At 65.3% G+C, this 18,744-nt stretch carries 17 protein-coding genes; 12 read left to right on the forward strand and 5 right to left on the reverse strand.

The annotated features are described in order from the left end of the window. The first annotated feature begins 148 nt into the window (after positions 1–148). Entirely contained in the window at positions 149–397 is a 249-nt protein-coding gene (locus LFM09_RS46115; protein WP_414102988.1) for a hypothetical protein, read from the forward strand. 369 nt (positions 398–766) lie between these two features. Here LFM09_RS46115 and LFM09_RS46120 read toward each other — a convergent pair whose 3' ends face one another. From LFM09_RS46120 to LFM09_RS46130, 3 genes are all read right to left on the reverse strand, one after another. Continuing rightward, on the reverse strand, positions 767–1,339 hold the full coding sequence (locus tag LFM09_RS46120; protein WP_414103006.1) for a hypothetical protein: 573 nt from the start codon (positions 1,337–1,339) through the stop codon (positions 767–769). Further along, positions 1,296–2,120: a suppressor of fused domain protein gene (locus LFM09_RS46125; protein WP_414102989.1), complete on the reverse strand. Its 825-nt coding sequence runs from the start codon at positions 2,118–2,120 to the stop codon at positions 1,296–1,298. Before LFM09_RS46125 ends, LFM09_RS46120 begins: the two co-directional genes overlap by 44 nt. A gap of 320 nt (positions 2,121–2,440) precedes the next feature. After that, positions 2,441–3,874, reverse strand: coding sequence for a Fic family protein (locus LFM09_RS46130; RefSeq protein WP_414102990.1), 1,434 nt, complete (start codon positions 3,872–3,874; stop codon positions 2,441–2,443). A 698-nt stretch (positions 3,875–4,572) separates the two neighbouring features. Here LFM09_RS46130 and LFM09_RS46135 point away from each other — a divergent pair. From LFM09_RS46135 to LFM09_RS46160, 6 genes are all read left to right on the forward strand, one after another. Next, entirely contained in the window at positions 4,573–4,806 is a 234-nt protein-coding gene (locus LFM09_RS46135; protein WP_414102991.1) for a hypothetical protein, read from the forward strand. Positions 4,807–5,254: 448 nt separating this feature from the next. Next, the gene (locus LFM09_RS46140) at positions 5,255–6,253 is read left to right on the forward strand and encodes a toll/interleukin-1 receptor domain-containing protein (RefSeq protein ID WP_414102992.1); all 999 of its coding nucleotides are present in this window, start codon (positions 5,255–5,257) and stop codon (positions 6,251–6,253) included. Further along, positions 6,246–8,339 (forward strand): HEAT repeat domain-containing protein, encoded by a 2,094-nt coding sequence (locus LFM09_RS46145; protein WP_414102993.1) that lies wholly within the window; start codon positions 6,246–6,248, stop codon positions 8,337–8,339. Before LFM09_RS46140 ends, LFM09_RS46145 begins: the two co-directional genes overlap by 8 nt. 1 nt (position 8,340) lies before the next feature. Then, a complete protein-coding gene (locus LFM09_RS46150) occupies positions 8,341–9,267 on the forward strand; it encodes an SPFH domain-containing protein (protein WP_414102994.1) in 927 nt (308 codons plus the stop codon). Next, positions 9,264–9,788 carry a hypothetical protein gene (locus tag LFM09_RS46155; protein WP_414102995.1) on the forward strand — a complete coding sequence of 175 codons (525 nt, stop codon included), beginning with the start codon at positions 9,264–9,266 and terminating at the stop codon, positions 9,786–9,788. Before LFM09_RS46150 ends, LFM09_RS46155 begins: the two co-directional genes overlap by 4 nt. A gap of 200 nt (positions 9,789–9,988) precedes the next feature. Continuing rightward, complete coding sequence (locus tag LFM09_RS46160; RefSeq protein ID WP_414102996.1) at positions 9,989–10,849, forward strand: phosphatidylinositol-specific phospholipase C/glycerophosphodiester phosphodiesterase family protein; 861 nt, start codon at positions 9,989–9,991, stop codon at positions 10,847–10,849. Between the two features lie 26 nt (positions 10,850–10,875). On the opposite strand, the gene LFM09_RS46165 is transcribed toward LFM09_RS46160, so the two are convergent. Then, on the reverse strand, positions 10,876–11,238 hold the full coding sequence (locus LFM09_RS46165; RefSeq protein WP_414102997.1) for a cupin domain-containing protein: 363 nt from the start codon (positions 11,236–11,238) through the stop codon (positions 10,876–10,878). A 268-nt stretch (positions 11,239–11,506) separates the two neighbouring features. Here LFM09_RS46165 and LFM09_RS46170 point away from each other — a divergent pair, with 268 nt between their 5' ends. From LFM09_RS46170 to LFM09_RS46190, 5 genes are all read left to right on the forward strand, one after another. Continuing rightward, positions 11,507–11,665: an alpha/beta hydrolase gene (locus LFM09_RS46170; protein WP_414102998.1), complete on the forward strand. Its 159-nt coding sequence runs from the start codon at positions 11,507–11,509 to the stop codon at positions 11,663–11,665. Between the two features lie 22 nt (positions 11,666–11,687). Continuing rightward, on the forward strand, positions 11,688–14,405 hold the full coding sequence (locus LFM09_RS46175) for an ATP-binding protein (RefSeq protein WP_414102999.1): 2,718 nt from the start codon (positions 11,688–11,690) through the stop codon (positions 14,403–14,405). Between the two features lie 100 nt (positions 14,406–14,505). After that, positions 14,506–15,255 carry an SDR family NAD(P)-dependent oxidoreductase gene (locus LFM09_RS46180; protein ID WP_414103000.1) on the forward strand — a complete coding sequence of 250 codons (750 nt, stop codon included), beginning with the start codon at positions 14,506–14,508 and terminating at the stop codon, positions 15,253–15,255. 193 nt (positions 15,256–15,448) lie between these two features. Next, positions 15,449–16,198, forward strand: a complete 750-nt coding sequence (locus LFM09_RS46185) for a helix-turn-helix domain-containing protein (protein WP_414103001.1) — start codon at positions 15,449–15,451, stop codon at positions 16,196–16,198. A gap of 10 nt (positions 16,199–16,208) precedes the next feature. Further along, on the forward strand, positions 16,209–16,775 hold the full coding sequence (locus tag LFM09_RS46190) for a hypothetical protein (protein WP_414103002.1): 567 nt from the start codon (positions 16,209–16,211) through the stop codon (positions 16,773–16,775). Between the two features lie 78 nt (positions 16,776–16,853). Here the strand turns inward: LFM09_RS46190 and LFM09_RS46195 are convergent, their stop codons facing one another. Beyond that, entirely contained in the window at positions 16,854–18,272 is a 1,419-nt protein-coding gene (locus tag LFM09_RS46195; protein WP_414103003.1) for an FG-GAP-like repeat-containing protein, read from the reverse strand. Positions 18,273–18,744: the final 472 nt, after the last annotated feature.

Raw genomic sequence — 18,744 nt, forward strand, 5'->3', positions numbered from 1 at the left:
CACCAGGTCGTTCCGCTGACCAAGTGCTGATGAGACGTTGATTTCAGTTTGACATGGGTCGCTCACCAGCGGTCCCCCGAGCCGTCCGGCGGCGTGGACGCCTCCTGTCCGCCTCAGCGCCGCTGGACACCTCGCAACGGAGGTCACCGTGACTACGCCCGACGAACGACACCCGGCAGCCGAGGGCCTTCTCGGCTCGGGATACGTGGTTTCGGTGGTTCGGTCGGGCACAACCGTCGAGGCACACCTCGGCGACGATGACCTGATCTACGTCGCTCTGCCCGGTAGTCCATGCCCGGTGCTGATCGGCTTCCTCCCGCAAGGTGCGGAGAACTTCTCCTCGATGTTGTCGGAGCAGCTTCGCGCACTCGCCGATCGCCAGAAGCAGCACCGATGACGGCCGGAGCATTGTGCATCTGCGGACCCGGCACAGTCCTGGTGGCGGTTCTCGCCGTGATCATCGCCGTCGTGTACGGCGAACTTGTCGCACGCATGGCGGTGCGGCGAGCCGTTACCGACCGGGCGCGACACCGAGCGCCGAACGCCAAATCTCGTCAGCGTGCCCTTCGATGAGGGTCGAGGTTCGAACGCCCCAGCCCAACGACGATCACGAGCGGATCTTTCAGGCCCGTGAGAGATGCGTCAGTTGGCTTTGCAGCCGCTGCGCCCCAGGTTGCACAAGGTGCGTCGACTGGCACGCCCCGATGCGGCAAGGGCCAATCAGGCAACCCAATCCTGAACCTGACCCCCAGCAGCAAACATAGAATTAAGAGTACTTCCGAGCTAGTCGCTCAATCCGTCGCAGCAAGTCATCCCACAAGAGGTCGGCCGGATCTACCTCGACGAGCAGGCGCATGGATTCCCTCGGGTCGGCACGACACCTTTCAGCGACCATGTGTAATGCAGCTGCGGAAACTTCACCACCGTCTTCAATCTGCAACTCAGCAAGACTAAGCATTTCAGCGCCGACAACAGAGGCCACCCTTTTCCGCAAAAGCGCACGCCCCAGAAGAGGAAGAAACTGACCGAAAGCGTTAGCAGAATTTGCAAGCCCCAAGGCAGAAGGAAACAGATTCTCACCCGTGACAGGCTGATTCTCCAAGCGCAACAGTCGAACCTTTTTATAATCGTGACGATATAGTCGAATTGCTTTAACGAGCGCTATCCGCGCCTCTACCCGTCGCTTCCCCTTCTCCTCCCTCTCCGCCTTTCTCGCGCCAATAAGTATGCTCGTCAGCCCACCAGATACAGCGCCAAGTACGGCACTCACCACAAAACTTGGGATATTCCACAGTTCATTCACTGCGCTCACCATCAGGTAGATCAGCCTTGTGGCCATGATAGTCACAGCGAATCGACATCCACGGCGAAAAAGGCAGAGACCTTGCGAGCCGCTTCTGGCTCCTCTTTCGCGCTCGCCTCTCCTCCCTATTCTCCGGAGAGAACAGGCACGGACGATAGAGATCAATCGGGGTCGGCGCGTACGACGCTAGCTGAACCTCCAGCTCGGCTAGGTCGCTCTCTTGTTCCCCGAAATGCAACTCACGTCGGGTTATCGGATAGGCCCAAAGGAAATTAACACACCGACCACTCGGCAGCGTGAGGTGATCGATTTCATCCGGTTCGTCAAGAAGAGACCGAAAGAACCAATGCGTGAAGTTTGATCCGGGAAACAGGGCGTGAGCAAGCCCAGTTTCTCCGTCGCACACACACCACGTGTGATGCTTAGCCATTACCTTTTGGAACTCGTGCGGAAACCGTGCTACCTCAATTATTCTCCGAACAAGCCATTGGGCTTCAGGAGAAGAAAAGTCCCAGTCGTGCGGGACGTATGTCACAAGCTCTATCGGATGCGCGAGTTCGTCACCGTGTTCGCAGGTAATATCCGCCGCCCCCATGCCAACCGTGGCCAGCGTAACGTAAGGACGATCGGGGGTTGCTCCGTAAATATAGATGTCCAGATGAATTCCGACAGATACCCTTTCATGCCACACGTGAGAGTAGTGACCTCCAAAGAATTTCCGATAGTGCGCTTCAACCGCACTTTGATCACCACGAGAGTACCGAGTTGCATCGTCATCAGGCTCCCTGTCGTGGAGTTCATCGAGCGGCAAATTCATCGCGTGGCCTTTTCTATATCTCACACTCGGAGTCAATGTATGCCATATCCGTCGTACCTGATCTCACGTTCGTTACGAGGAGGCGACAGATGACTTCAGGACCTGGCCTTTCAAAGGTAGCTACGCTGCACAAGTGTCTCGCTGAGGCCGACGACAACGTTCAGAACATGCCCGGAACGGCGGCCTGCCTGGAGCAACCGCCTCGTCGGCCAGTCGACCCATAGACGCCGGACTCCTGCAGCGCACGTGCCAAGCGGTGTCCAGGAGGTCGAGTCGACCTAAGAGCCGTGATTCGCAGATAGCGATCAGCCATTTCGATTCTAGGCAGTACCAACACCTCCACGACGATAGATAGCCCTCTTCTGCCTCTGAAGATCATCCAGTAGATCTATTAGCGCCCGCTCCGCGAAAAGTGCTATTCTTTCAATCGCACTTGTTCCAACGTCCGGGAATGCGTCCTCGTAGGCGAGGCGGAGACGGGATACAGTAAGCGATCCCGGATAGCCCGACGCAGGGCGCGTAGCCCAAAGAAAGAAGGTATAGTCGGCCTCAAGGTCCTGCGCTATACCAATCGTGATATCCAGCCTTGAGCTTACCGAGCTTGGCTCCTTGAGCGACGACTTCACATTTCTTGAGCCAGCCGCATTAAACTGCTCCCCCATTGGAACAGACCCTAGATGCGGCTTCCCTCCGGACATTACGGCAGCGTTTAGAACTATGTCAATTTCACCCTTCCCCAGAGAAGCAAGAAGGGTAATACGCTGCTTAAACTCCGCATCAACGACGTCCATTATCGATGTGGCCATGTCGCGCGCATCGGCAAGCCTTACCCTTGCATCGGCTGGCTTGATCGCCAACAAGTCTTCCAGCATGACCACTGCGGACGGCCTAGTAAAGAATTCGAGCTCCTCAATGGCTCGCTCAATTGTGTTCGTTACTCGATACGCGAAATGCTCGACGAGTTCACCGTAGCTGCCTACATTCGCGTACTCCAGGGCTTGTAGATACGACATCTTTCGGTCGGAGTATACGATAATTGGTAGATCGAATGACTGGTACGTATAGTACGATGCCCAGGCTCGCGCAGTTCTCCCATTGCCGTCCGGAAACGGATGTATATGAGTCAGACAGTAGTGAGCGTATGCGGCTTGAGTTATTGCACTTGCGTTCATAAAGTCAATCGAGTTAACCTGGCCGGCCAGTCGATGCATCTCAGGAATAAGATCAAAGACCGGGCAGAACTTCAGCACACCACCATCCCTTCTTTCCGTTTCATTCTCCTCGGTCTTGTAGTGACCGTGCCTCAACTCGCGCTTTTGAATCAGATAAGTCCCGTCGCCTACGCCGACATGCACCTCATATTCTGACTGCCCTGAGCAAACTCGGGCATGCAAACCCCTGAGCCAGTACTCAGTAAAGTCTTCATCTATACTAGCTTGGGCCCGCACAAACTCGTAGGTATCAACCTGCGCACCGAACAGTGACAATGCGTCAGAACGTTGCGCAGTTAGAACCTCTTCCCATCCAGGTTCTTGCGCAGCAATGACACGTGTCTGCCCAACGGATAGCGAGTAGAGCCCTTCGATCGCACCGGTCTCGGCGGCCGCTTCGCGGCCCAGCTTCTGAATTACAGTGTCCGCAACTTCTGGATCTGTCCTACTCAGCATCTCAGCGAACTGGTTGTATTTAGCCGTGAGTTCAGAGGGATTCTGCGGAGCTGGCCATGCCGCAAAGTCAGGTATAGGACGATACATGCTGAAACTCCTCTTACGGCTCGACGGCTCGTCGCGCAGGATCAAATCAGCGTTGCACTGCTTGGGCACTACTTTTGCCGTGCTCCACCGACCTAACTGCGTCACCTTACGCCGCAATCCTGCCGCGTCTGGGCATCGCAGTGGCTACCTCCGGCATGTGTCACGCGTACCTGGCGCGGTGAGCAGCGACCGACGCCGTCCCGTCCCAGATGATGCAGCGACCCTTGAAGTCTGAATGGAGACGCGCATAGGTGACTACGGGACGGGGTTATGACCCCGTCCCGTAGTCACGTAGGAAGCTGTCTGTGCAGGTAGATGCCTGGTTCCGCCCGTCCCGAACGCCTGTCCCAACCAGGAGCGCTCCGCACGGGCGGGACATGCGCCAGTAGTTACGTTCGAGCCAGGTCAAGGCGTAGGGATAGAGAGCAAGTCCCCTCTCGGACACGAGCGTTAACCACACGCGAAGAGGTCGTCGCATAGACGGCCTCTTCTGCTTTTTCGTACCGAAGTGCGATCCCCAGCTGGCCATCGAGCCGAGCGAGCCTCTGACCTAACCCCGCATCGATGCACCTGCCCTGCAGCACGCCCGGTTGATTCTGTGCTTGTTCAGTGAAGGTTCTGTGAATGCTTCACACGGTTTCCTGAATCCCCGCTAGGTTTTTTCCTAGATCCCGCTTCTCGATCAGGAGTGATCCCTGGTGAACAGGTCATCGATGGTGGCCATCGGCGCGGTGGTGGCGATTTCCGCGTCTGCCTGCACGCCTTCCGACGAGCGTGAAGCCGCATACGCGGATATGAACGCGGTTCAGAAAGCCGACCACGGCCAGGCAGGTTGGGTACCGCCCTGGGTGCCCTCCGATGCGAAGGACATTCGTATCAAGTTCGACATCGACACCAACGAAAGCATCCTGCGATTCACGCTCGGCGAATAACCGTTGTCCCCAGACGCGTGCGGCGCGGCTGAATCCGAGGGCGCACCGTCGCTGACCGCCGGGTGGTGGCCGAACCAACTACCCGAAGGCTCTACCCACCGATGCACCGACGGGCATGAGAACAATCCGTCCACCCACAGGGTCCGCCTCACCGGCGACAAGACCGTCTACGCCTGGGAGGGCGCCTGATCCACAAGGGCGGATGCACGCAACGTGCATCCGCCCTGTTCGTATGAGCGTTGGCATCCCAAGATCTCGGCGAACTGTTCAGCCATCTCGCAGTCGACCTCAAGCACCGAGCGTTAACGCCGTGTGACCCCACGTCAGCGAGATTCGACCGTTTCTGGCCATATCGTTGACAGTGTGTAGACAACCGGCGCGGCCGCCTCTCACTTCGCGTTTCCTGGGCGCATCTCAGTGGTTCGACCGGGTCAGGAGTGTGGCGCTAATGGCCGAGTCGTACGACGTCTGTCTCTCATTCGCAGGAGAACAGCGGCCTTACGTCGATGACGTCGCGCGACTGCTGCGAGACAACGGCGTCAAGGTGTTCTACGACGACTACGAAGTGGCAACGCTCTGGGGCAAGGACCTCGCGACGTACCTGGACGACATCTATCGCAAGCGGTCGCGGTACTGCGTGTTGTTCGCGTCCGCGGACTACGTGCGCAAGACGTGGACGCACCACGAACGCGCCAGCGCACTGGACAGGCTGTTGCGCGAGCGGGACGACTACGTGCTGCCGGTACGCCTCGACGACACCGAGATCCCCGGTCTCCGCGAGTCCATCGGTCACCTGGACGGACGACGCCTGTCGCCAGGTGAGGTCGTTCAGCAGTTGCTTCTCAAACTCGGCATGGACGAGCGCAAACCTGTCCGCCCCGTCACCGTGCTGGTACTCGCCGCAGACGGCGATGTGGACCTCCACCGGGTGCTGGACGTCGCCCAGGCAGACGCGAACGTCGAGGTCGAGGCGCGGAGGCTCGACGGCGCCAGGTTGCTGGGCATGGTTGAGGATCCGCCGTCTCACGTGCTCGACCGGTTGGTGCCCGCTGTCGAGAGGGCCTTCGGTGAACGCACCGGAGCGACCTTGCTGATCGGTGTTCACAAAGGTGCCGTGGCCGAGGACGACTGGAACAGCGTCGACGTCCGGTCCACGGTCGACCTGACCGAGGCGCCGGCCGTGCACGAGGTTCTGACCCTCGCGACGAACGCGGACTGCGCGATCGTTCTCTCCCAACGGTTGTACGACGAGGTCGCCCGGAACAAGGCCACTTACGGCAGCTATGTCGGCGTTCCGCTCGCCTCGGGTACGGGTTGGGTGCGCGTGCGCGGCTACCTGAAGCCGCCTCGCCCGAAGAGCAGCCCGGAGCCGACGTCTCAGAAGACGACCACCAACAACTTCTACGCGCCCACGAGGATCAAGCACCTCGGAGACCGCCATGGCTGAGGACGGCGAGACCGCGGAAGCAGAGAAGCCGGAGGAGCCGCAGCAGGAGGCCGATCCCGGCCAGGACGCGCAGGAGAAGGCCGGCGACCCGGAGAACGCGCACAAGTGGCGCAAGCGCAGTTCCGAGGTCGACATCGCACTGCAAGCGCTGGTCGGCGGCACGGCGAACCTGTTCTTCGGGCCCACCTCGGTCGGACAGCTGGGCGACCGAGGCCAGCGAGCCAACCACCACCTGGGCGTCGTCGTGCGCAGCGGTCCCGTCCCGCGTCAGGTCCTCGACCGGATCCGCGAGTGCTATGTGGAACCGCCGCACTACGCAATGGTCAAGCAGAAGCTGATGAGCGCCCAGGTCCTGCTGTTTCAGATGCGCAGTGGCACCGGTCGCACAACAACGGCGCTGCGGTTGCTCGACCAGCTCTGCGCGGCCGGGGTGCGCAAGCTCGACCCCGATGCGACGCTGAAAACGCTGCAGGACAAGGACCTCGAGGAGAACCACGGCTATCTGCTCGAGTCGCTGGAGGCTGACCAGGCACGAGAGCTGCAGGCGTTCCAGATCGAACGGCTCGGCCGGCTGATGGACGAGAAGGGCGCCAGGCTGATCGTCATCGTTGACGAGTCGACGCCGTTGCGGTTCCACGACATCGGCGACCTGGTCATCAGCGATCTCGGTCAGGTCCCGCCGGAACGGTTGCTGCAGCGGCACCTCAGCGGTGTCGCGGTGCTGGAGCGGCCCGAGGTCCAGGAGATCATCGCCGAGCTCACCGACGACATCCCGCGCCGTGAGCTCGCACAGCTCGCCGAGCTGCTCAAGGAGGTCGCGGAGGAACGAACCGACCTCAACGCGGTGAAGGAGCGGTTCTCCCGCGCCGGCGAGGCGAACTTCATCGAGTGGTTCGATCGGCAGACCGACATCGAACAACGTGCCTTCGTGATCGCTCTGGCGGTGTTCAACGACGAACCCGTGCAGATCGTGTCCCAGGCCGCCACCCTGCTCGCCGACCACATCAAGGCCGTCGAGATACCGCGCCGCGTGGACCGGGCCCGGCAGCTGTTCACCTTGCCGCTGCAGCGCCGCATCACCGACGCGAACGCCGAGCTCGTGGACGACACCGTTGAGACGATCTTCGGCACTGTGCCGGTCCGCAAGGCCCGCTTTCGCGACGAGAGGTACCCCTACCGGGTGCTGCAGCTCATCTGCGGGCAGTACGACCAGGCACACGAGGTGGTGCGCGGCTGGCTGTTCGGGCTCGGTGGCATTCCCGGCGAGCAGATCCGCATTCGCGCAGGCATGGCAGCCGGACTGCTGAGCCTGCAGGACTTCCCCAGCATCTACGAGACGCTCATCGAACCGTGGGCGGCCATCGGCGACGACAACGCGCGCTGGGCCGCGGTCGCCGCACTCACCATTCCTGGGCAGCATCCGGCGCTCTCCCGCGTGGTGTGCGAGGTGCTGAAGAAGTGGAGCCGCAGCCACGACCCCGAACTGCGCACGACCGCTGCCCAAGCACTGGGCAGCACGTCGGCCATGAGCACCAGGGCGTGCCTGCGTCTGCTGCGGCAGCTCGCGAGGTACGCGGACTGGGGCATCGCCTACGCGGTCGGTGAGAGCGTCACCGACCTGCTGGCGCGTGTGGACGACCGCGGGGCAGTGCTCGGCGCCCTCGTGCGGTGGTCGCGGGACGACGAACACCCCAAGCGCCGCGAGACGGCGCTGCTGGCGGTGTTGATCGCGTCCTCGTACCTCGTCGTGTCGGTCGACGGAGGCTCGGAGAAGTGGCCGGCGCTGGTCTGGGAGGCCGAGAACGACCCGGAGCGGCGCCAGCAGATCGTGCGGCTCTACGCGCGGATGCTGCTCGCGGCCGAGTTCAACCGGCGCGGATACCTCGCGCTGCGCGACTGGGTGAAGGTCGCACAGAAGGACACGTCAATGCGGGAACCGTTGGCGCGCTTGCTCTTCGACGTCGGCGACGAGTCCGGCGAATTGGACAGCATCCGCTACTACATCGAGTACTGGCGCGACGAACACGACGGACCGGCGGACGCCGCACGGGCGATGCTGCGGTATTTCAAGCAGAGAGGGGCATGACGTGAACGTTGTGCAGCAGCAGCAAATCGACCGGGCGAGCCTGCGCAAGCTCAATCCCGTCAGCTCCGGCCACACCTCGATCGTCTACGTCACGAAACGCGGCCAGTACGTGCTCGGCGCGGGCAGGCTCACCATGGGTGAGATCTGGCTGAACACGCCGAAGGAGCTGTACAGCGTCGACGTCGCACCACACCAGGACACCTTCACGCTCCTGTTGCCCTCGAAGGAGCAGGCTTTCTCGTTCACCGCGGACGTGCGCGTCACGTGGCGGATCGTCGACCCGGTCGCCGCCGTCCGCGCCAAGCTGGGCAACCCGGTACCCGCGGTCCAGCATCATGTGGAGGAAAGGCTGCGCGAACAAGCCCGCGGTTTCGACGTGGAGAACGCAGTCGACGCCGAACGCCAGATCAACCTCGACTTCGGCGACCGGGTCATGTCAGTGAGCGACGCGATCCAGGTGCAGCGCTGCACGGTCGTGCTGAAGCTCGACGAGGACGCCCGCAAGCACATCGCCAGCCGCACCGAACACCTGCGGGCGATGGAGGCAGCCGAGCGCGAACGGGAACTCGCCCGCGAGCGGCGGGTTCTGGCGCAGGACGAGGAAGAGCACGACCTCCGGATGAAGAAGAAGCGCATGGACGTCTACGCCAACGCGTTGCGCGAAGACGACCAGAACGTTCTGGCGCTGATGCTTGCTGGTCATGGTGAGGACGCCACAGCCGTGATCAACCTGATGATGCAGCAGAAGCAGCTTCAGTTCGACGCCGCCCGCGACATGCTCGACAAGCTGCTCAACGCGAACCTGGTGAACCGCAGGGACGTCGCGGCGATCATGAACAATGCCGGTGCCGCGATCGTGAGCGGCGTGCAAGGACCGAAGCCACTGCTGCCGGCCGCGGAACCTCGGGACGAGGAGGACGACGAATGACCCCATTCGCCGGACTGCCGCTGGTCGGTGGCCTCGTCGAGTTGCTCGACACCGCGATCGCGCAGCTGGAGTTCCCGTTGTGGTTGCGCAGCTCTCTCGAGTTCGTGCTGCTCGCCGTGCTCGGATATCTCCTGCTCAAGTTCCTCGCCAGGCACGCCCTGCCGTGGGTCGGCTCGGTGCTCGTCGCCCCGGTCGTGTGGCTCATCGACGCCTTGCGAGTCGTCCTGCTCCTACCGGACCTCGCGGCGGCACGGCTGGTACGCCGGGCGTTCGACCGCATGCCGCCGGAGGTCGTGTACGCCTACGGTTCCGTGGTCATGGCAGCGACCGACGCCGTGCAGGAATTGGCGCGCAAGGCGTTGCCCGCACTCGCGATCACTAAGCGCGTCCACGGGCTGCTGCTGGTGGGGCTGCTCGTGGTCGGATTCCTGGTGTGGAACAGCGAGGAATGTGGACCCGGCCCTGAGTGTGTGTCCCCCGTGACGCAATGGACCACCTCGTTCCCGACCTCACAGCCCTGATCGTCAGCCAGTGGCCTGTACGTGGCCACGTCGCTTCGATGCGAGCAAGTCCCCTCTCGGCCGCTGGAGTCGATCTCCACGCGTGTGTTGGTTCCCGCCGCGTCGAGCGGTGTTCACCCGGAAGAAGACCTGGTTCCATCAAGGGCGGCTAGACACTGCACGTGCCCACCACCGGGTCAGCGCAAGGGGGAGAAAGTCCGATGAAGCGATCCACGCTGTCCGTCCTGCTGGCGCTGCTCGTGGCCGTGGTGGGGAGCCCGCTGCCGGGTGCCGTCGCGGCAGGCGGCGGTGGAGTGCGGCCGCTCGAACGTGCCCATGCGCACAACGACTACGAGCACGACCGTCCGTTGGCCGATGCGCGCGACCGCGGGTTCACGTCGGTGGAGGCCGACGTGTGGCTGGTGGACGGCGAGCTTCGCGTGGCGCACGACCTGGTCGGCACACGTCCTGGCCGGACGTTGCGCAGCCTCTACCTCGAGCCGCTCGCCAAGCTCGTGCGCGCCAACCGGGGGCACGTCTACCCGGGTTGGCGTGGTTCGTTCCAGCTGCTCGTCGACATCAAGAGCGACGGACCCGCGACGTACCGGGCCGTGGACGAGGCGCTGCGCGAGTTCCGTCCCATGCTCACCAAGTGGGTCGGCGGGCGGGAGCTGCCTGGCGCGGTCGAGGTGGTCATCAGCGGGAACCGGCCTCGTGAGGACATGCTCGCCCAGCGCGTCCGCCGGGCCGGGTACGACGGGCGGCTGAGCGATCTCGGCGGTGGTCTGCCGGCCACGTTCATGCCGCTCGTCAGCGACAACTGGACGAAGAACTTCACGTGGCAGGGAGTCGGGCCGATGCCCGCGGCGGAGCGGGAGAAGCTCCGCGCCATCGTGTCGCAGGCGCACGCGGCCGGGTACCGCGTGCGGTTCTGGGCCACGCCCGACGTGGCGGGAGAAGCTCGGACCGCGGTGTGGCGCGAGCTGCTCGCGGCCGGCGTCGACCACATCAACACCGACGACCTCGACGGACTGCGGGCGTTCCTCCTGGCAAACGACCCTGCCGAGCGGCGCACGGCCTGATCCGGGCGATCATCTCCGCCTGGGGATCACCGCTTGGCGTAGTTGTCCATGCCCTGCCAGTCGATCATCACGCACGGCTCGTCGCCGACCGTCCACGCGTCGTGCCCCGGCGCGGCGATCATGAAGTCGCCCTCACCGATCTCCGCCTCCTCGCCGTCGTCCATGACGATCTTCATCCGGCCGGACACGCAGTAGCCCTTGTGCGCCACCTGGCAGCTGTCGGTCCCGGCGATCGGCTTCACGTGCTCGGCCCAGTGCCAGCCCGGCTCGAACACGGCCCGGCCGACCGCGCCCGCCTCGGAGTTGATCAGGTCCAGGTGGCCCATGTTCTGCTCGAACGGGCGGGACTCCTCGGGTGCGCTGAAACTCTTGACCAACAGACCGGTCATGACCAACCTCCTCCATTCGCCCCGAGGTCCAGCGGAACACGCCTGCGGTAACGGCGCTCACCGCAGACGGCCCCAATCACCGGGCCGAAATACCGGACCTCGGACCGTCAGTCCGCGCACACGCACAGTGAGACCAGAAGGCTGACTACGACACCGGCAACGTCTTCCACCGCAACATGAACATCAAATCGGCCTGAGGCGTGCGCGGACGCGCGTTCCGTCGGAAGGCGTCCAGCGGAACCTGGATGTCGACTGCGGCACGCTCGCCGTGCCGCTCATCACCGCACTGGACAACGGTGTGCTGCTGCTCACCGGGGAGGACGAAGGGCACACCGCTCACCTGCAGCCGCCGTGCGTCGACAAGATCGTCGACGACTACCTGGCGGCGCTGACCGTGCCCGAGCCCGGACGCCGTTGCCCGCACTGAGAACGCGGTTAGGCTCGGCGCCATGCTGGTCGGCCGGGACACAGAACGGGACCACGTCGAGCGATCGCTGGCCGACGCAACGTCCGGTCACAGCGCCGCGCTGGTCGTTCGCGGCGACGCGGGGATCGGCAAGTCCGCGCTGCTCGACCACGCCGTGGCGGCGGCGAACGGCATGCGGGTGTTGCGGGGTGTCGGCATCGAGTCCGAGGCCGAGCTCGCGTTCGGCGCCCTGCACCTGCTGCTGTACCCCTGCCTCGATCGGCTCGACCTGTTGCCGGGGCCGCAGGCGGCCGCGTTGCGGGGTGCGTTCGGGTTGAGCAGCGACGCGGCGACCACGCCGTTCCTGGTCGGCGCGGCGACGTTGACGCTGCTCGCCGAGCTGGCGGCGGAGCAGCCGTTGTTGTGCGTGGTCGACGACGCGCAGTGGCTGGATCGCGGGTCGTCGGACGCGTTGTTGTTCGCCGCCAGGCGGTTTCAGGTGGATCCGGTCGTGATGTTGTTCGGGGTCCGCGACACGGCCGTGCCGTTCCAGACGCCGGGCATCGAGGAGTTGCGGCTCCAGGGTTTGGCACCGGAGGCGGCTGCCGGGTTGCTCGACCACCACAGTCCCGGGTTGACCGCGCCGATGCGGGCGCGGGTTCTGGAGGAGGCCGGCGGGAATCCGCTCGCGTTGCGCGAGCTCGGTGCGGCACGGCTTGCGGCGCAACGGGAAGGGCGGGCCGAGCCGGCTCACCAGGTCGGGCCGTTGCCCGTCACGCGGCGGGTGCAGGACACGTTCCGCGCGCAGATCGTCGGGCTTCCCGAGGCGTGCCAGTCGATGTTGCTGGTGGCCGCGGCGGACCGCTTCGCCGGGATGGACACCGTGCTGCGCGTCGCCCGTGCGGTCGGTGCGGACACGTCCGATCTGGACGCTGCCGAACGCGCGGGGCTGATCAGCGTGGCCGATGGCGAGTTGACCTTCCGGCATCCGCTGGTGCGTGCGGCCGCATACCAGTGCGCCACCCATCACCAGCGGATCGCGGTGCACCGCGCGTTCGCCGAGGCGCTCACCTCGCCGGACGTGCTCGACCGGCGAACCTGGCACCTCGCGGCCGCCACCACCGAGCCTGATGAAGCAGTGGCCGCCGAGCTCGAACGGACGGCGCTGCGGGCACAACGGCGGGGCGGGGCGATGGCCGTGTCCGCCGCGTACGACCGGGCCGGGCGGTTGAGCGTGGATCCCGAGCTCAAGGCGCGGCGCATCGCCAAGGCCGCGCTCGCCGCCTACGACGCCGGTAAACCCGACCGCGCGGCGCGCCTGGCCGTGGAGGTCGCCTCGCTCACCGACGATCCGGGCGTCATCGCGGACGTGACGTTGCTGCGCGGGCAGATCGAGTACGAGCGGACGTCGCCCGTGGCGGATGCCGAACTCGCCTGCCAGGCGGCGCGGTTGATCATGGACAGCGATCCGGAACGGGCTGTCGTCATGTTGACCGAGATGATGTGCACCGGCCGGGACGCGGGTGCGCTGCCGCTGATCGCCGAGGGCGGGCGGCTGATGGGCGAACTGCGGCTGAAGCCGGGATCCACCGTGAGCGCGTCCGCCGCGGCGCAGATCCGCTGGGGCGACGTGCTGAGCGGCAGACCGGAGAACGCCGCCGGCCCGCTCCGCGAGGTGCTCGGACTCGGTCGTGAGCAGGACGTGGAGCACATTCACCGGGTCGTGGCCGGGTTCAGCGGACTGATGCTGGCCGAGGACCAGGCGACCATCGCGGTGATGGAGCTGCTGCTGGCGGACGTGCGCGCCAGCGGTGCCCTGACCTGGATCCCGTACGCGCAGGAGGTCGTCGCGCTGGCCCAGGCGTTGCGCGGTGACTTCCTCACAGCGGGGACCTGCCTGGCCGAGGCGGTGGCGCTGAGCACCGAGTTCGGGATGGACGTGGAGGTCGCGGTGCTGCGGGCGACGTCCGTGTGGCTGGCCGCAGTGACGGGTGACGAACAGCGCTGCCGTGAGCTGGCCGCCGAGGTGTTGCCGGTGCTCGAAGGCAAGCACGCGGTCGGCGTCGCGATGACGGCCTGGGGCCTCGGCCTGCTCGATCTCGCCGCGGGGCGGTACGCAGCGGCGTTCGACGCGCTGCACGCCGTGTGCACGGGTCCGGCCAAGAACGACTTCCTCATCCGCGCGGTCGCGGACCTGGTGGAGGCTGCGGTCCGGGACGGCTGCCCGGACCGGGTCGCCGATCCGTTCAGGGCGTTGGAGCGGTGGGCTTTGTCCGTGGACAGTCCGGCCGCGATGGCGTTGTTGCGGCGCTGCCAGGCGATGCTCGAAGACGCGGAGGAGCACTACCTGGCGGCCATCGACCTGTGCGCTGGGCACGACGGACGGTTCGACCTGGCCAGAACGCAGCTGCTGTACGGCGAATGGTTGCGCCGCAGACGCCGTCGCGGCGAGGCGCGTGCGCAACTCGACGCCGCGCTGGCCGGGTTCACCCGCTGCGGCGCGTCGATCTGGAAGGAGCGCGCCACCAACGAGCTCACCGCTCTCGGCGAGCGTCCGGCGGTGCTCGCCGACGACCCGTTGAAGAACCTGACGCCGCAGGAGGTGCAGGTCGTTCGACTGGCGGCTGCCGGGCTGAGCAACAAGGAGATCGGCGCGCAGCTGTTCCTCAGCCCTCGCACGATCGGCCACCACCTGTACCGCGCCTACCCGAAACTGGGCGTCACCCGGCGGATCGAACTGGCGCAGCTCGGGCTCGGATGACTTAACCGCGGGCCCGCCGGCGTGTGGCACGCCAGTCACGTGACCGATGTGGACCGGTGCGACCAGCCCATAGCTTCTCCAGCAACGAAAGGAGAAGCAGATGTTGCTGGAGAACAAGACCGCGGTGATCTACGGAGGCGGCGGCTCGATCGGTGGCGCGATCGCTGACGCCTTCGCCGCCGAGGGCGCGCGAGTCTTCCTGACGGGCCGGACGCCTGCGACGCTCGAAACGGTCGCGAACCGGGTTCGCGCCGCGGGCGGTCAGGCCGAGACAGCCGTGGTCGACGCGCTGGACGCGGCCGCGGTGAACGACCACATCGACGCCGTCGTGGAGAAGACCGGCAGCGTGGACATCTCGATCAACCTCATCACCAGTGAGGCGATCTTCCAGCCGTTGGCCGACATCTCGACCCCCGACTTCGTCGCGGCCATCGGCAAAGGCCTGACCACACACCTGATCACCACGAAGGCCGCGGTTCGGCACATGGTGAAGCAGGAGTCCGGGGTGCTGCTGTTCTTCGGCGGGTCGGACCACGCGAACGTCAGCCCCGGCATGGGCAACGTGCAGATCGGCTTCGACGCCGTCGAGTCGTTGCGCAAGCAGTGGGCCGTGGAACTGGCGCCGCACGGCATCCGCACCGTGACGCTGCTGACCGGCGGCGTCGTCGACACCTTCCCGGACATCCCCGAGATGGCGGGCGCGAGGCAGAGCATCATCGACGCGTCACCGTTGAAGCGCGCCGCGACGATGGCCGACGTGGGCGCCGTCGCCGCGTTCGTCGCGTCGGAAAAGGGCCGCAGCATCACGTCGACGCAGGTCAACATCTCCTTCGGCGCCTGCTACGGCTGATTGCCGAAGGGCGGATGTTGGGGGCATCCGCCCTTCTGCTTTCCCCCCTCGGCGTTCACCCTGTCGGAACAGCGCTCCGGACGTCAGTGGCAGGTCCGCGTATTGCTCCTACGGCACCAGTCGTGTTAATCGGCACTATTTGAGGGCTCACCCCGTATGTCGGTGCCCCGCCCGGATCGGCACACTGTGCGGCATGTCCGACCTGCTGGCCCGCGACTACGAACGGATGCTCGACCTCGCCGTCGCACTGCTCGAAGATCCCGGCGGCGACCTGCCGTGGACGTTGGTGATGGAGGAGCTCACCGACGCCCTGGGCTGCTGCATGGGAATCCTCGCCGACGCGGGCCAGATCACCGCGTTCGCACCGCACCACATCGGTGACCTGCCGCTGAACCAGCTCCTGGAGAGGTACGCGCCGGAACACGTGCTCTCCCAGCACTACGTCGCCACGGGAGACCGAACTCCGTTGGCGGTGACCGACTTCGTCACCCAGCGGGCCTGGCAGCAAACCGGGGTGTACGACAGCGTCCACTCGCTCACCGCTGCCACGCACAACATCGCGCTACCGCTGGCCGCACCGGCAGGCTCGCTGCACGCGATCCTCCTCGGCCGCGCCGGCCGCGACTTCGACCACCGCGAACGCGCCTACCTGCACCGCGTGCAGCCCTTGTTGCTCCGCGCCGACGCCCACCACAGGCACCTGCGTCAGGTCCGCAAGGCGTCCGGTCCTGTCGACACGTGTGGCCTCACGCCGCGTGAGCTCACCGTGCTGTCGCTTCTGGCTGAAGGGCTCACCACGGGTGCGATCGCCCGGAGGCTGGCTATCGCGCCCGGCACTGCCAACAAGCACCGCGAGAACCTTTATCGCAAGCTCGGAACGACCGATCGGGTGTCGACCGTGTTGCGGGCGCAGCAGATGGGCATCATCCGCGGCGCTGGATAACCTGCGGTCCGTGACACTGATCGGAACCCCGTTGGGCGTCGAGGCCGCCCTGCGCCTGGAGCGTCTTGGCCGCGTCGACATCCAGCCGGGCCTCACCGACGCCGAGTTCGACGTGATCGAGGAGCGGTTCGGCTTCGAGTTCGCGAACGACCACCGCGCCTTCCTCGCGTCCGGCCTGCCCGTGTGGACCGTGGGCGACGACAGTCCGGACAAAGCGAGCTGGGGCTGGCCGAACTGGCGTGAGCCGGACACGGTGCAACGGCAGCTCGACCACCCGATGTGGGTGGTCCTCGACGGGGTGGAGAAGGGCTGTTGGCCGTCCGGCTGGGGCAAGCGCCCGGCGGACCCGGAACAGGCGATCGCCAAGGCTCGCACGCGATACCTGGAGGTCCCCAGGATGGTGCCGGTGTACGCCCACCGCTACCTGCCTGCAGGCCGCGGCACCTCCGGTCACCCGGTGCTGTCCATCCACTCCGTCCACGACACGATCGTTTACGGGATGGACCTCGCCGACTACGTCGACCAGGAGTTCCGGTCCGCCGAGGTGACCGTGCCGTTCTGGCGCGACGTCATCTAGGCGGTCACAAGGCGTCCACGGCGGCCCTGTGTGTTCGTCGGCACGAACACGCAGGGCACCACCACAGCAAGGCCGGAACTAGCTGAAGAAGACCCGGGCAGGCTCGTTCCACCCGGCGCCGACCTGAGTGTTCGTCTCGTAGGGGAACTTGGTCAGGCCGTGGAGGTTCGTCCAGGACCAGACCGTGCCGTCCGGGCGCACCGCGATGATCTCGGCCTGGCCGTCACCCGTCAGGTCGGCGAACCAGGTGCGGTCGGCCGTCCAGCCGGAGCCGATCTCCTGAGAGGTGTCGTAGCTGCCGTACCCGAAGCCACTGAGGTTGCGGTAGGCGGAGACCGTCTGGTCCTGGTTGACCGTGATGAACTCGGCTCTGCCGTTGCCGTCGATGTCGGCGAAGCGGATGGCCTCCGGGGCGGCGGTCGTGACCGTGAGGATCACCGGGGTGGTCGAGAACGCCGTGGACTGGCCGCGTTCGTTCATGCCGAACAGGGTGCGGTAGGCGCGAACCCGGCCGTCGGCGTCGATCGAGATGCGGTCGGCTCGGTCGTCGCCGTCGATGTCGGCGAAGCGGCTGGCCTCCGGGGCGGCGGTCGTGACCGTGAGGATCACCGGGGTGGTCGAGAACGCCGTGGACTGGCCGCGTTCGTTCATGCCGAACAGGTTGCGGTAGGCGCGAACCCGGCCGTCGGCGTCGATCGAGATGCGGTCGGCTCGGTCGTCGCCGTCGATGTCGGCGAACCTGATCCGCTTCGTCTCGCCCGGCGCCGATCCGATCACGATCGGGTCGATGAACGGGAAGCCGTTCATGCCGTTGACGTTCTTGAACGCCTTGATCGAACCGTTCGCCTCGACGCTGATGATCTCGGACTTGCCGTCGCCGTCGATGTCCGCGAACCACGTGCGGTCCGCCGCCCAGCCGGAGCCGATGTTCTTCGCGGCGAACGGGAAGACGCCGTTCTCGTTGAGGAACGCGCGGACGTTGCCGTTGGCGTCCACCGAGATGATCTCGTCGCGCAGGTCGCCGGAGATCGACGAACCCTTGAGCGGTGTCTGCGGCTTGGGCAGTGCGGCCGGAGCGAGCACACCCTGCCAGGTCTTGAGCTCGTCGACGTTGCCGTTGAAGAACTCGCCCGCGCTGCTGCGGCCCACGGACAGGACGCCGGTGGAGTTCCAGCCGACGACACCCGTCACCGTGCTCTTCAAGGTGTCCGGGCTGTCCTGGTAGCCCACGGTCAGCTTCAACGTGCGCGCGTTGGCGTCGTAGACAGCAATCAGGTGCGTCCACTTGCCGACCACGGCGTCAGCCTTGGCTCGCCACCACGTCGACGGGTTCGACGAGGCGTTCGGCATCTCCGCCGACCACTGCGAACCGTCGTACTTCAGCGTGAACGGATCCACAGTGGACGGACCGCGCTGCACCACGACAGTACGGGGAGTGCCGGTGTCGTTGAGCTTCGCCCAGACATCCACCGAGAACGACTGGTCGGTGTTGAGCACGGCCTCGCTGGTGCTCGCGGAGCTGTTGGTGCCGTTGAGCGCCAGACCACCGGCGCCCTGCACACCCTGGCCCCACGAAGCNTGAACGGATCCACAGTGGACGGACCGCGCTGCACCACGACAGTACGGGGAGTGCCGGTGTCGTTGAGCTTCGCCCAGACATCCACCGAGAACGACTGGTCGGTGTTGAGCACGGCCTCGCTGGTGCTCGCGGAGCTGTTGGTGCCGTTGAGCGCCAGACCACCGGCGCCCTGCACACCCTGGCCCCACGAAGCCCCGCCGGCGAGGTTCAGCGTCACGTCGCGGCCGTAAGTAGACGAGTCACGGGCGATCGAACCGCTGCCCTCGTTGAACTTCCACTCACCCACACCGCTGACCACGGACGCGTCGGCCTCCAACAGCGACTCCTCCGGCGTGATCGTGCGGGTCCACGCACGCACCTCCGCCAGCTCACCCTGCCAGCCCTGACCGA

The organism is Lentzea alba (assembly GCF_047445655.1).
GTDB classification, from domain to species: domain Bacteria; phylum Actinomycetota; class Actinomycetes; order Mycobacteriales; family Pseudonocardiaceae; genus Lentzea; species Lentzea alba_A.